The organism is Vibrio sp. 10N.261.55.A7 (genome assembly GCF_002877365.1).
GTDB lineage: Bacteria > Pseudomonadota > Gammaproteobacteria > Enterobacterales > Vibrionaceae > Vibrio.
The window spans coordinates 10285-23461 of record NZ_MCWZ01000008.1 but is presented as its reverse complement, the minus strand read 5'-3'; the positions used below and the strand labels follow the sequence as shown (position 1 = coordinate 23461).

General features: G+C 41.9%; 11 protein-coding genes and 2 pseudogenes. 6 read left to right on the top strand and 7 right to left on the bottom strand.

The window, feature by feature from the left end:
• Position 1: 1 nt before the first annotated feature.
• Both BCU12_RS01155 and BCU12_RS01150 read right to left on the bottom strand, forming a co-directional pair.
• A pseudogene (locus tag BCU12_RS01155) lies at positions 2–189 on the bottom strand (IS5/IS1182 family transposase); the annotation flags it as partial.
• Between the two features lie 254 nt (positions 190–443).
• On the bottom strand, positions 444–1997 hold the full coding sequence (locus tag BCU12_RS01150) for a methyl-accepting chemotaxis protein (protein ID WP_102402575.1): 1554 nt from the start codon (positions 1995–1997) through the stop codon (positions 444–446).
• 416 nt (positions 1998–2413) lie between these two features.
• Between BCU12_RS01150 and BCU12_RS01145 the strand changes: the two genes are divergently transcribed.
• Positions 2414–3565, top strand: coding sequence for a crosslink repair DNA glycosylase YcaQ family protein (locus tag BCU12_RS01145; RefSeq protein ID WP_102402574.1), 1152 nt, complete (start codon positions 2414–2416; stop codon positions 3563–3565).
• A 98-nt stretch (positions 3566–3663) separates the two neighbouring features.
• Here BCU12_RS01145 and BCU12_RS01140 read toward each other — a convergent pair whose 3' ends face one another.
• From BCU12_RS01140 to BCU12_RS01130, 3 genes and pseudogenes are all read right to left on the bottom strand, one after another.
• Positions 3664–3918 (bottom strand): carbohydrate porin, encoded by a 255-nt coding sequence (locus BCU12_RS01140; protein ID WP_241909714.1) that lies wholly within the window; start codon positions 3916–3918, stop codon positions 3664–3666.
• Between the two features lie 417 nt (positions 3919–4335).
• Positions 4336–5034 (bottom strand): annotated as a pseudogene (locus BCU12_RS01135) (endonuclease); the annotation flags it as partial.
• 237 nt (positions 5035–5271) lie between these two features.
• Positions 5272–5514, bottom strand: a complete 243-nt coding sequence (locus BCU12_RS01130; RefSeq protein WP_102402572.1) for a YdcH family protein — start codon at positions 5512–5514, stop codon at positions 5272–5274.
• 201 nt (positions 5515–5715) lie between these two features.
• Here BCU12_RS01130 and BCU12_RS01125 point away from each other — a divergent pair, with 201 nt between their 5' ends.
• Complete coding sequence (locus BCU12_RS01125) at positions 5716–6375, top strand: NAD(P)H-dependent oxidoreductase (RefSeq protein WP_102402571.1); 660 nt, start codon at positions 5716–5718, stop codon at positions 6373–6375.
• A gap of 62 nt (positions 6376–6437) precedes the next feature.
• Here the strand turns inward: BCU12_RS01125 and BCU12_RS01120 are convergent, their stop codons facing one another.
• Positions 6438–7424, bottom strand: coding sequence for a LysR family transcriptional regulator (locus tag BCU12_RS01120; RefSeq protein WP_102402570.1), 987 nt, complete (start codon positions 7422–7424; stop codon positions 6438–6440).
• A gap of 433 nt (positions 7425–7857) precedes the next feature.
• On the opposite strand from BCU12_RS01120, the gene BCU12_RS01115 reads away from it, so the two are divergent.
• Entirely contained in the window at positions 7858–8163 is a 306-nt protein-coding gene (locus BCU12_RS01115) for a cytochrome c (protein WP_102402569.1), read from the top strand.
• A 55-nt stretch (positions 8164–8218) separates the two neighbouring features.
• The gene (locus BCU12_RS01110; protein ID WP_102402568.1) at positions 8219–8677 is read left to right on the top strand and encodes a GNAT family N-acetyltransferase; all 459 of its coding nucleotides are present in this window, start codon (positions 8219–8221) and stop codon (positions 8675–8677) included.
• A gap of 121 nt (positions 8678–8798) precedes the next feature.
• Here the strand turns inward: BCU12_RS01110 and BCU12_RS01105 are convergent, their stop codons facing one another.
• Positions 8799–9569: a siderophore-interacting protein gene (locus BCU12_RS01105; RefSeq protein WP_102402567.1), complete on the bottom strand. Its 771-nt coding sequence runs from the start codon at positions 9567–9569 to the stop codon at positions 8799–8801.
• Between the two features lie 240 nt (positions 9570–9809).
• On the opposite strand from BCU12_RS01105, the gene BCU12_RS01100 reads away from it, so the two are divergent.
• Both BCU12_RS01100 and BCU12_RS01095 read left to right on the top strand, forming a co-directional pair.
• Positions 9810–10799 (top strand): substrate-binding domain-containing protein, encoded by a 990-nt coding sequence (locus BCU12_RS01100; protein WP_102402566.1) that lies wholly within the window; start codon positions 9810–9812, stop codon positions 10797–10799.
• 81 nt (positions 10800–10880) lie between these two features.
• Positions 10881–12746 (top strand): ATP-binding protein, encoded by a 1866-nt coding sequence (locus tag BCU12_RS01095; protein ID WP_133153794.1) that lies wholly within the window; start codon positions 10881–10883, stop codon positions 12744–12746.
• Positions 12747–13177 lie beyond the last annotated feature (431 nt).

Sequence of the window (13177 nt, the reverse complement as noted above, 5' to 3'; positions counted from 1 at the left end):
ATCAATTTCTAACAGGCATACCTAGCCCGATAATTTTGTTCATGGCCTTAACATTAGCCAACGCTTCATCGACTTAGCATTATAATTCCTCAAATTCAACATCCCACTAGTTAACCCTTTGTATCGAGACATTGCTGTTTCGGATATTGAGCGATGGTGATAGTCAGAATTTACTTTCCATTGAGCTAATTAATTTACTTAGTCGAAGCTAAACACATAGTCACTTCCAACCAAAGTAACACCAGAGGTAACACTTGTAAACTCTACCTTTATAATATGAATATTAATCAATCTGATAGATTGGAGAGTAGAGTCCAGTAGCGGCACCAAATTCGTTCTTTATGAACAAGCAAAAAGCCCACCTAGTGTGGGCTTTTTTGTGTCTGAAAACCGGGTCATAGAAAGGTGACTCGGTTTGATAGTTAACCGTTAATTTGGTCTCGTTACGCTTTTAAGCCTGCGACAGAGAGTTCTAGCGATTGTGTTTGCTCTAATACAGAATTTGCTGAGATAGCATTCTGGCTGGCGCCTTCTGTATTACTCAATGTAATGTCGCGAATAGTATTAACGTTTCTTGCGATGTCTGCGGACACGGTACTTTGTTGCTCCATTGCCGCCGTTATTTCGAAACTACTATCGCGGATGCTTTGCATGTCTTGTATGACATCCGAAATTCGAACGTATGCTTGTTGACTTGATTCAACGCTACGATCGCTTTTTTCACAGCAGTTTTGCATAGTGTCAACAACCGTTCTGGTTTGATTCTGGAGACCTTGAATAATCGTTGAGATCTCTTCCGTTGAAAGTTGAGTCCGTCCTGCTAACGTTCTTACCTCGTCAGCAACAACAGCAAAGCCTCTGCCTTGCTCCCCCGCTCGAGCAGCCTCAATAGCGGCGTTTAGGGCTAGTAGATTCGTCTGTTCGGCGATCTCTTTGATTACCTTAAGAACAGTATCAATCTCTTGAGAGCGTGCTGAAAGGTGATCAACTTCTTTACTGGCATGCACTAAATCTTCAGAAAGGGTATTAATGGTATCTCTAGTGTATGCGACATCAGTCAACCCTTTATTCGCCATGTCGTAACTCGCTTGTGCATTGCTCGACGCCTGATTGCTGTTTACGGCTACCACGTGAATACTTTCACCCATTTCTGTTACCGCTGCTGCAACGCTGTCTGTTTGAAGCTGTTGCTGCTGTAATGCACTTTCTACATTGGCACCTTCGTTTTGCAAACGACCCGATATATTCCCCAATTCACTGACCGTCCCTTGAACTTGGCCAATTAATTCACGTGTATCGAACAGGACTTGGTTAAAAGCGGTAGCAATTGAGGCGATTTCGTCTTTTCCGCTATCGTCAGCGACAACAGTGAAGTCCTTATTTTTGGAAACCTCATTCATTGAATCGCTTAGAGCCGATATTTTTCGAGAGATTCTTGATGAAATAAAAAATGAAATGGAAAGTAGAGTAGTGGTGACCGTGATTAGTGACCCAATAATAAATAAGGTTATGTTGCCTTGTATTTCGTCAACGTCTGCTTCTAGTTTATGCTCAACGGAGATAAATATAGAAAGAATGTCGTCAAATAGTACTTTCATTTCCTCTTTCAATTTCAACACTTGATTTGTGTCTTCGTCTATTTCTGAAACCATGATCTTAAAGTCAGCATTGTACTGCTCTATTTCTTGTTTTAATTTACCCAAGTCAGCGACCGCGATCCCCGTATCTTTAAGCTGTTGGGTGAATCCTTCCAATAACTCCTCAAAATGCTGATATTCAGAAAGAAATGGCGCAACCAGAGCAGTATCGTGACTGTGCAAAAATTCCAGTTCAATGCGATTCAGTTCTAGTAATGAAACCTCGAGAGATTTTACTTGAATGAGCGTTTTCTCAAGCTTAATCAGCTTAATATTGACGTACTCCGTTAGTGACACGACGACCAAAAGAGAGAGGACGGAAAAGCAAGCAAGGCTAAATAGTGATGTTTTAATTTTCATTGTTATATTCCAAATTTTAAATACGTAGCAAAGCCAAAGACGCTATTGGAATGTTTGTTTCTCTTATAGGTGGTATGACAAATGAGATACCAAGTTGGAAACTGATATTCAGGTTATTTGATGGATTTGTAAATAACAAGTGAATATTTTATTAAATTGTATTTTGAGTGGTTGATATATATAAGGAAATGCAATTGGATGAATAATAATTTTAGTCGTTTAAAAGGGGATTCAAGCGAGTAGGAAATGAGCAGAACCTTAAAATATGCACGATTTGTTTTCAAATGGCGGTTTGGGGCAGGGAAAATCCGGTTCTTTTAACGATCTCGATGCACCCAACGTTAATGTAATGTTTCGTAATTACTGACGAGAATGTTTACAGTAGTCGCAAACTCATTTGAATTCTAAAAAACAAAATGGAATCACTCTCAATCGCTCAAGCTCGAAAGCTAGCCCTACTTTCACAGGGTTTGCCTGCCCGAACGTCAAACTTTCAGCCTTATAAAAAAACTGTAGAAGCGTTAGAACAGCTTGGCTACGTTCAAATTGATACCATTTCTGTGGTTCAACGAGCCCACCACCATACGCTCTGGAATCGAAACCCCGACTATCAAACAGCACACCTTGATCGGTTGATGGAGGATAAACAGGCCTTTGAATATTGGTCTCATGCCGCTGCCTATTTACCAATGAGAGACTTTAGGTTCAGTTTACCTAGAAAAGAGGCCATTCGGACCAATGAGCAAGCACATTGGTACAAGAAAGATCATGCATTGATGGCTGAAGTATTAAAGCGCATTGAACTTGAAGGCCCGTTAATGGCGAAAGACTTCGAATCTAAGAGTGCGAAAATTGGCGGTTGGGGAAGCAAGCCGACAAAAAGGGCATTAGAAACCTTGTACATGCAAGGAGATTTGATGATCCCTAAGCGCGTTAATTTCCATAAAGTGTATGATCTGACTGAACGTGTGTTACCCGAAAACGTCGATACCCGATTGCCTACGAACCAAGAGTACGCGAAGTTTTTGGTGTTGCGATTTATTGAAGCGCATGGATTTGGGAGTTCAACAGAAATGGCGTATCTGTTGAAAGGAATGAAACCCCAAGTGACTCTTGCGATTCGTGAGCTTGTTGAAGATAAATATATTCAACAAATACGGGTAGGTGGCGAGGTTCTTTTTACGGGTTTAGCGGCGTTAGCGTTGCTTCAAGGGCGTTTAAATAAAAAACAACTAAAGCTACTTTCGCCGTTTGATAATCTTGTGATTCAGCGTAAAAGAACGAGCTTCGTATTTGAGTTTGATTACCTACTAGAGTGTTACGTACCTGAGAATAAAAGGCAGTTTGGGTATTTTTGTCTGCCAGTATTATGGGAGGGAAAAATTGTGGCGAGAGCCGATTGCAAAGTGGATAAACAGACCAAAACATTGAATGTCATTCATCTATTTTTGGAATCAAGTTTAAAAAAGAGCGATGAATTTTATGCGGCACTAGAAAAAGAACTCGGTCAATTCGCTTTATTCAATCACTGTACGCAACATCGAATATTGAACATTACTGCTCGATGAGCGATCTTTTGATTGTGCATTATAGCCAAATGAAACAATGGAAGTGAGGCAGCGACAGCGCAAGAGGCTGTAGTCGCTGCCTTTATCGTTTCTAGGGTTTAGAACACGATGTTAGTACGCAAACCGACTAGGAAAGCGTTGTATTGTGTTGAGATCGCAGAAGTGACGTATTGTGTGTCTAACGTAAAGGTTAACCAAGGCTGCGCTTGATAGGCGTAGTACATCTCTAGGCCCTGTTCATTTTCCAACTTATCGTCAAAGGGCAGTGAATCAATGTTAGCTTGTAATGAGTTAGACAGGTTGTAGTGGTAGTAGCTTAGGCCCCAGTCTATCAATAAAGAATGCGTTGCCACTCAGGCCTGTGCTGAATGTTGCTAATTTGCTCTACGTCCTCTACGTTTGGAATAAGACAAAGCCCGTTAATAGCGGGCTTTTTATTTTGAATCGAAGGGGCGGTTCTTTGCCTATCTACCGTTCGTATCTATTGTTGTTTATCTGCAGTTGCCCGCTTTTCGATAACCTTTATCCATCGCCTCTTGTTCTGTGCTAAAGATGACTTTGTTTTTGTCACTCATGCTGTTGTAACTTGGGCAACCAGAAGGCAAGTGGTAAACCTTACTTCTCTTATTTCCATGAATCACGTATGACGACTCAGTACTTTGATTGCGAGTTGCTTCCTGCGTGTTAGGGGGTTGCTGCACGTTATGGGTTTGCTGAAAATTGTGCTCTTGAGATGTGTTGAACCCAACTTCCCAGTGCTTTTCACCTGTAACGAAAGGGTTGTTGTGCCCCATGATTGTTGCGATGCGTTGATTCCGTTCCATTTCCCATTCAGTGACCGGATATTGATTATCCCAACTCATAAACAGTCGTTCTTGTTGCTTTGATATTGGAAAGTGATACTGGCTGTGCATATAAAAGTAGGTGCGAGCAATGAACCCTTTGATGTCGTCTTTTGGCTCGACTGTGCGATTTTTGAAATCGATACTGATATCACATTGCCCATGTTGAGGTTTGGTTTGAGCCACCCCAAAATTATAATTTGAGCGGTCTCCGTTTACCTCCCCAACAGAGGGGGTAAGGTTAAAGAGATCGGCTTCCATTTGAGAGAAGATGGGATCCGTTCTGGTGCAGTTTTGTCTGCCCCCGTCTTGCCAGCATTGCCTAGCGCGGCCAAAGTTTGATGCTGGGACGATATGCTCCCATTCAAGTCGACTTGCTCGCGTTTCGTTTTTCCTGATTTGGTAACCACAGGATTCGAGATTGATGACTCCGCCACTGCGTCCTTTAAACGTAAATTCGCATCCACAGTAAAAAGTACCGTGTTGAGTTCGGTCAAAATACACTTGTTCTTTTGCCATTACTTTTGCCTGACTAAAGCTGCTTGGGGATGAAAATACGGTGCTAGAGTAGGTGACCGTTATCAATAAAATAATATGACAAAAGACTGAGTTAACGCGTGCCAGCATTGGATTAATTCGCTGTTTAAATGATATTAATGTAAATTATTGATTAAGTAACCATGATTGACAACTGAAACTGTAAGTAGGTCGATGGGCATTGAACGCGTCTCTAATTGAAATGATGACAGGGCGCTGGGAACGTCTCTTTAATGAAGGCCGAGTTTGTATGCATAACTCAGATTTTGGAGGAGTGGCGGCAATGGCTGAACCTATGAGGATTAGGCTCAGCGAGATTTAGGCGGGTTATTGCTTGGAGGTTAAGCGTTGGTACAGACTGTCTTTGAGTACTGCTCGATCGTGCTTTAACTGGTGCATTTCCTCATCAGAAATAGGGGAGTCTTGCAGCTCCAATTTTCTTACTTCCTTGTCCAGGGCATCGTACTGTGTCACGTCAACTTTGAACGTTTCATCCTTTTTTGTCAGTCTCAAAATGACGTCCTTTAATTCTGGAAAATCATTGAGCAGTGAATGGCTTTCTCCAAGCATAAAAACTCCTTCTTTATTTGGTTTCAATAAGCGTATTTTAGTCTAGCAAACATTTCTAAAATTACACGGAACGCTAGCGGGCTGATCTAAGTAATGCATATTGTGGTTATTTAATACCATAATGAATGGGAATAATTGCTCTTTTTTAGCAAAGCGTGAGTGATTAATATGGCGTCAACAAAAACGCTATAGGAATTCATCATGTCTCACCCAATCATTACAGACCTAAACAATCGTTACACAGCGAAAAAATATGACGCGACGAAGAAGATTTCGTTTGAAGATATGGAAGTGATCAAAGAAGCGATTCGTTTGTCTGCCTCTTCAATCAACTCACAGCCGTGGAAGTTCATTGTGATTGAGAGTGATGAAGCCAAGCAACGTTTCCACGATACGTTCGCGAATAACTATCAGTTTAACCAGCCTCACGCAAAAGAGGCGTCACATATTATTTTGTTTGCAAACAATCCTCACTACACCAAGGATCAATACAAGAAAGTGGTTGATGCTGAAGTAATTTCTGGCCATTTACCCGCTGATATGTACGACAACATGTTGAATGGTGCGTATGCGTTTGCTGAATTAAATACTGATGAGAATGGATTTAATGGAAACTGGACGAAGGCGCAAACATACATAGCGCTGGGTAACACGCTTCATGTGCTTGCTCGTTTAGGCATCGCATCGACACCTATGGAAGGGGTTGACCCTGAGTTGATTGGTGATATTTTTAAAGAGGAATTAGATGGCTACACCTGTGATTTCGCTTTAGCAATGGGATACCACAAAGACGGTGAAGACTATAACCATGGTCTTCCAAAGGCACGTTTGCCAATCGATGATGTTATTACTGTTTTGTAATCTATTTACGACTCTCAATGACTAGAAAGCCCAAGTGTTAATGCACCTGGGCTTTTGTGTTTCTAGAGCAAACGATTGGATTCGCTCCCTTCGCTGTTCAGATACGCTTTCCATCTTGGTGGATCACCGATATGGGTTTGAACGGATTTGATGAATTCTTGCGTCAGCTTCGTGTATTTACGATGGGGGTAAATGGCATAAATAGCCGTATTCATCGTCGAAATCTTATACTCTGGCAGAAGTAGAACCAGCCCTAGCTCTCGCAGTGATTTGTTTAAGTTGGAGACTTCAATCAGCGCGTACCCCACACCGTCTCGAGCTGAATTCACCATAGTTCGAACATCACTGACCGTATAGACACTTTTCATCGCGTAGGTTGAATATTGAAATTCATCCGTTGCTGTTGAATTTGAATCGCCGACTATTGGAGTGTTACTGATCGTCAACTGATCTATCGTGACATCCAAATTACTGTAAACAATGGAGGGCAGCTCTATTAATTCTTGTGGTGTCGTTGGTGTACCGTGCTGACTTACAAACGCTTTAGAAGCGACGATGATAAATTGTGTTGGCGCGACCTTTTTGGCAATCAAATTCGAGTCGTTCAGTTTTCCGAGCCGGAAAGCCAAGTCATATTGATCGGCGATGATGTCGTTTTTTTTATCATCTAAAGAGTGAATCACCTGAACATCGGGATAGGTTTTAATAAACTCTGCGATAACGGGCTGCAAATACTCTTGCCCAAAATAAATCGGTGATGTAATTCGAATTCGACCTTTGGGGACGGCTTGATAAGAATCCGCGATAAGTTGTACCTGGCTTAGGTTATCTCGCAGTTCTTGGCACTGAAGTAAAATCTCTTCGCCTGCTGATGTTAAAGAGAATGACCGAGTCGAACGATTCAGTAGTTGCACACCGAGCTGCGCTTCTAGCTTTTTGATTTGCTTCGAGAGAGCCGAGTTATCCATATTATGAAGCTGGGCAGCTTTGGTAAATGACCCTTGCTGTACGACGTCGAGAAATAGCAGAAGTTGGTTCGTGTGTGACATGTAAATTCCTTTGATTTTTCACCTCTTTATACTGGCATTATTTCATCGAAGTTGCCGTACATTTTTATTTTTAACAATGATGCGTCACTTGTAGATAGGCATGATGCAGTGAAGACAGAATTGACTGGTTTGGAAAAGAGCCAAAAGTGATGACAATTAGCAACAGGAGAACGTCTGATCATTCATAAACTGACGCCAACTCGAAACGAACGTCAGTAATGTGTTGCTGTGTTGAAATTATGTTAAATTTAACGCGACAACAAATATAAGCTTAGATACTATAGTATCTAATACACTGTTATTTATAACGTTTAATTATAATCATTGAGCGACCATTCTGACTGCGGATGAGTGGTTTTACTGTGCTGGTCATTAATTTTGGTCATTCGTTTATGTATATCACTTGCAAGAAAAAAGAGGAGTAAACGTTAGTATGCGCTTGTTGGCTTCTATTTTTGTTTTGGCTCTGCTGTCTGGCTGTGATAAAGACTTGCATGATCATCCACATTTAACGACGGGCAAACAGTTGTTCGAGCATCATTGCGCGGGCTGTCATCAAAAGACCGGGCAAGGGCAGTTTCTTAAAGGTATCCCCGCCAATCGTGCCACCGCTCTGTCTGAAGAGCAAATCTCACACAAAGTCACGTCGGATGATACGGTGGGATCCAAAATGCCAAGTTTCCCAAATATGGATGAAGAAGAGAGCGCTAAAATTGCCTCGTATGTTAAATCGTTGTGAGCGAGACTGGTTTTGGCGAAAAAAGTAACAGAAAATCGATAGGAAGTAGTTTTATATGGATATAAAAGTAGACAGTCTAGAAGATGGCGGAGTGATAGAGCTATTGAAAGAGCACTTAGCCGATATGTATGCCACATCTCCAGCTGAAAGTGTTCATGCACTTGATGTTAACGCTTTGAAAGCGCCAGAGATAACATTCTTCAGTGGTTGGCGTGGTGAGACGCTGATGGGTTGCGTGGCAATCAAAGCGTTGAATGAACATCATGTAGAATTGAAGTCAATGAGAACCTCAGCCCATGCGCGAAAATCGGGAGTAGCCAGTCAGCTGTTGAAACACGCGTTAGACAATGCTTCAGGTCAGGGTTTTACAAGAATGAGCTTGGAAACCGGTACCGAAGAGTATTTCAGGCCAGCGCGCAATCTCTACGAAAAATTTGGCTTCCAATCTTGTGCCCCGTTTTCCGATTATCAATTGGATCCCCATAGTCAGTTCATGACTATAGAGCTTCAGTAAGAAAGGAGCTAAAGCGAGGTTAGAGGCACAAAATCTAAATTAAGAAATGGTCATTCAAAGGCTGTCTAAAAATTCGATCACTTCCGTAATAGCGAAGTGATCGAGCTAATGATTTTAGGCGTTAACTGTATTCCTTGGCGTCTTGCTGCTTTATGACTTTATGCCCATCTTCAGACACTCCTTGTTTCCAGTAGCTACTGATGTAAATATTCTCTTTAGGCACTTCTCTCTCATTGCGGAAGTATTGACGTAATTCGCGCATTGATTCGAATTCGCAAGCTGTCCAAACAGACGCCGTTCCTTCGAGCCAATCAAGAGATTTAACATTAGAGGCCAGTGGTGCATCGCCGGTTAACCAAATGACTCGGAAATTATCAGGGGCTTTTAATGGCTGTATATCCGCTTTTTCGATGATTTTGATGACAGCATAACCCTTGGCATCATGAGGCAGTTTTTGTATTTTTGCAGACAGGGCAGGAAGAGCCGTCATATCGGCAACCATGAAGAACCAGTCGACTTCTGTATTCATATCTTGAATATTACCAGGGCCTGCCACTGTGATTGTCTCGCCTACTGTCACGTTCATAGCCCAGCGAGCGGCAAATCCACATTGCAAGTCTTGAGTGACGTGACAGACGAAGTCTACTTCTACGGTTCGTCTCTCAGCGTCAAACTTTCTAATGGTATAGGTGCGCATTACTGGTCGCTCACCTTCTTTCAAAGCACTTAGATCCGTACCACCCGACTGGTTAAAAAGCAGTTTAATATAGCTGCCGTCACAGTCTGTTGGCAGATTTTCAAGGACGTTGTCATGAAGAGTAATTCGCCTCATGTTTGGCGATATCTTTTCTGAGTGAATGACGGTGAGTTGCTGAGGTGATGGTTTCTTCATTGTTTCTACTCGATAACTATTCTCGTTTGCATTTAGATTAACAATAGTCGAATGAGATGGGTAGAGTCTTTAACAAAATTTACATTGAATTTATTAAAGAATTTTGATGAAAAGGAATCCGAAGTCCTGATTAATCAGAGTATTAAGGGGGATGGCGATGACTGTAAGACTCTTAAGATTGGCGCACGAATAAGGACTCTTCTAGTATGAAATAAGAACATACAGTTTGAGGGTTGTGCTTTGATTTCAAAATACCGAGTTGCACTCGCGTCTTTATTAACCGTTGTTTGCCTTTCCGCTTGCTCTCCAGAGCCAATGGAGGCGAGCTCAATTGCGGGTAATCAGGACGTGGAAAAGGGTTCTGAGCCGTTGAAGATCATGTTAATGACAAAGTCCCAAAGTAACCCTTATTATTTAATGATGGAGCAAGGCGCGCGCGATGCCGCCAATGATTTAGGCGTGACTTTAGTAGCAAAGGGAACACCAAATGAAACCCACACCGCATTACAAAAGAAGATGATAATGAGTGCGGTGGAGGAAGAGTTTGACGCTGTTGTTTTTGTTCCTGCTAAAACGGTGCAGCTTCTTCCATCGCTAAAACAGGTGCAGGATCAAGGTATGGTTCTGATCAATCTGGATGATCAAATCAATTCAGAGCAAGCCGAAAAAATAGGGTTAGAGCCTATACCATTTGTCGGGATTGATAATCAAGCGGCCGCACAAGCCCTAGCAGAGAAGGTTCTGGAGAACCACTCGGATATTTCTTCAGCGTATATCATTCTTGGACCACAGGTTTCATCTGTGTCAAAAGCAAGAGGAGCGGGGTTTAAAGAGGCGTTAGCTATCCATGATAAGACGCTAATTGGTGAAAGTTCGGCTAACTGGCAATATGTCGAAGCATACGAACTCAGTGACAAGGTGTTAAATCAGTTTCCAGATATTGATGCGTTCTTTTGCGCAAATGATGTAATGGCCTTAGCAGTCGCACAATCGCTTCTGGATAAAGGTATCTCGGACATAAAAGTGATTGGATACGATGCGATTCCAGAGGCAAAGGCTTTAGTCGAGCAAGGAAAATTGACGGCAACGCTAGACCAGCAATCCTATCAACAGGGCGCATTAGGTGTTGAAGCTGCTGTCGCGCTTCTTAAGGGGGAGGATGTGAATGAAGAGATCTGGGTTTCACCTGAGCTCATTGTGCATCTCGAAGAAGTCATTAACCTTAATTAGTGCTTAGAGGCCCTTTGCGTGGAGAATCTATTTTCTAGGTGGTTTAACAGTTTAAATGGCAGGTTGGTCTTCTTCTGGCTGGTGGCGAGTCTAGTTCCCGTCATACTTCTAGGAGGTACCACAGCCTATATCAGCTCCTATTATGTTCGAGAGCAAGCGATTCGATTTGCTAGCGACATGGCCCGAGAAAAAGCGCAATCAATCATTAACCTTCAGAAACCCGTTGAATCCGTGGGCAGGCATATAGTCTCAGACTCTAACATGCTGGATGCAATGTTTGATGAGGATTCCTATTCTTCCATAAGCGAAATAAGAGTTAAGGCGTTAATAGAAAAAAATTTGGCGCATTATTTCAGCCTAGAGGGCCTAACCGCCATTTCTATCATATTGAACGAAGGCAGAACCTACTCGCTCAATCTAGAAGTTGAATTGACTAATATTGACCGCCAAGCCTTTCAATCTCAAGTAGACAGTTGTCTTCAAGCGGAAGCAAGCACGTTATGCTGGCCAGGTATTCAATCGAACATTAATCGTGCTTCAGCGTATGTTCAGGTACTGCCCGCAATTCAAAAGATGTACCGGTTAAATGAAGAAAGCATGGAACAAGAACATATCGGTTACTTATACATGGCGTTTTCACCTGTTTCGTACCGAAAGATGCTCATGCAACAAAGCAGTGATGATAGACAATTATTGGTGCTCGACGCTACAAATAGAATCGTATTTCATAATGATTCTAAAATGGTTGGTCTGCCAGTACCTTCAAATATGCTCCCTGAAAAAGATGGTTTACCTTATCGAGTAGAGGTCTATGGTGAATCGTTTTTCTTTGTCAGCCATCGTTCAGGTCTCTCGGGTTGGCGATTTATTATTATGGTTCCTGAAGAGCAGATCTTGCAGGGCATGTATCAAACGCTCTCAATCGCTGCGGGCCTTATTGTTCTTTCTCTTGGTTTTATTTTATTTGCTTGGGTCAATATCAGGCGGCGTGTACTTAAGCCGATTGAGGCTCTCAGTATCGCCATGAGAGACAAAGAGAAGAGCATTTTAGGCCATGAAGAGGATAAGTTTGAACTGAAAGATATTCGTGATCTTTTGTTTTGGTACAACAAGTATGTCGAAATCGTTGAGGATAGGGATAAACAATCAAAGCAATTGCGTGAAGCGTTTGAAGAGCTGAAGCTGACTCAGTCTCAGCTAATTGAGAGTGAGAAGATGGCAGCGCTTGGAAAGTTGGTGGCAGGGGTTGCCCATGAAATAAATACGCCTCTCGCCATAGCGTTGACTTCGGTGACGTTTTCGAAGGAACTTAATGAAGACTTGGAACGCTTGTATGTAAGCAAAAAAATAGATCGTTCAGATTTAGAGGAATTCATTGAACAGAATAAACAAGGCGCCGATATTTCAATCAATAACCTAAATCGAGTGGTCACTTTAGTAAATACGTTCAAAACCGTAGCGACTGATCAACATGTAGAGGAACTTCAAACATTCTTGCTTGCTGAGTACCTAACGAGCACGGTGATCAGTTTTAAGCCAAAACTGAAACTAAAAAATGTAGAGATAAAGTGGGATTGTGACGAGGGATTAGAGTTATACAGCTACCCAGGTATCTTGTGGCAGATATTGTCTAATCTCGTGATGAATTCACTTGTTCATGGTTATGAAGAATCAGAAAAAGGCACCATTCAACTCTTGGTTACGTTGAACAATGATAAGGTTCATATCACCTATAGTGACGATGGCAGCGGTATGAGTAAGGAAGTGCAAGAGAGCATTTTTCTGCCTTTCTTTACGACTAAACGTCATAATGGTGGCACGGGGTTAGGAATGCACATTGTATACAACCTAGTGGTTCAGAAACTACAGGGAAGCATCAGTTGTGAAAGCAAAGAAGGTGAGGGAACTCAGTTTTACATAACTTTGCCCAAGTCGATTGAACCCTAAACACATAAGGGTTCCTAAAAGGCGAATGATAGAGAGCTGATAGATATTAAAATCCAATTAATAGCGTTTATTTACAGGATATCGTAGATATAGGCTTTTGTGTGGATCATGTAATCGTCTGATATTTGGCTCTTATGGGATGTTGTTAGATTTGAATATTACGCATTGCGATGATTATGGAGTACAGATCATGAGATGGCGAGGATGATAGTTTTAAGATTTGACCAAGAAAAGACTTGGTTATGGATTGAATGATACGTTGAAAATAGGCGCTGCAATTTAACGACTTTGAGCACATGGATGAACGCGCCATTTCTAATAAAATGAAGAATAAGCTGGTTTAGCTAGGCATTCTGTAGCACTGGGCCGGGATGTGACGCTATGAAGCCAATAAAATAAAACAAGTAACGGTCATACCAAATTAGAAAAGG

Excerpts from the sequence above, each read along its gene's own strand:
- BCU12_RS01150 (WP_102402575.1), bottom strand. The coding sequence starts at position 1,997 with ATGAAAATTAAAACATCACTATTTAGCCTTGCTTGCTTTTCCGTCCTC.
- BCU12_RS01110 (WP_102402568.1), top strand. The coding sequence starts at position 8,219 with ATGGATATAAAAGTAGACAGTCTAGAAGATGGCGGAGTGATAGAGCTA.
- BCU12_RS01130 (WP_102402572.1), bottom strand. The coding sequence starts at position 5,514 with ATGCTTGGAGAAAGCCATTCACTGCTCAATGATTTTCCAGAATTAAAG.
- BCU12_RS01120 (WP_102402570.1), bottom strand. The coding sequence starts at position 7,424 with ATGTCACACACGAACCAACTTCTGCTATTTCTCGACGTCGTACAGCAA.
- BCU12_RS01145 (WP_102402574.1), top strand. The coding sequence starts at position 2,414 with ATGGAATCACTCTCAATCGCTCAAGCTCGAAAGCTAGCCCTACTTTCA.
- BCU12_RS01115 (WP_102402569.1), top strand. The coding sequence starts at position 7,858 with ATGCGCTTGTTGGCTTCTATTTTTGTTTTGGCTCTGCTGTCTGGCTGT.
- BCU12_RS01125 (WP_102402571.1), top strand. The coding sequence starts at position 5,716 with ATGTCTCACCCAATCATTACAGACCTAAACAATCGTTACACAGCGAAA.
- BCU12_RS01105 (WP_102402567.1), bottom strand. The coding sequence starts at position 9,569 with ATGAAGAAACCATCACCTCAGCAACTCACCGTCATTCACTCAGAAAAG.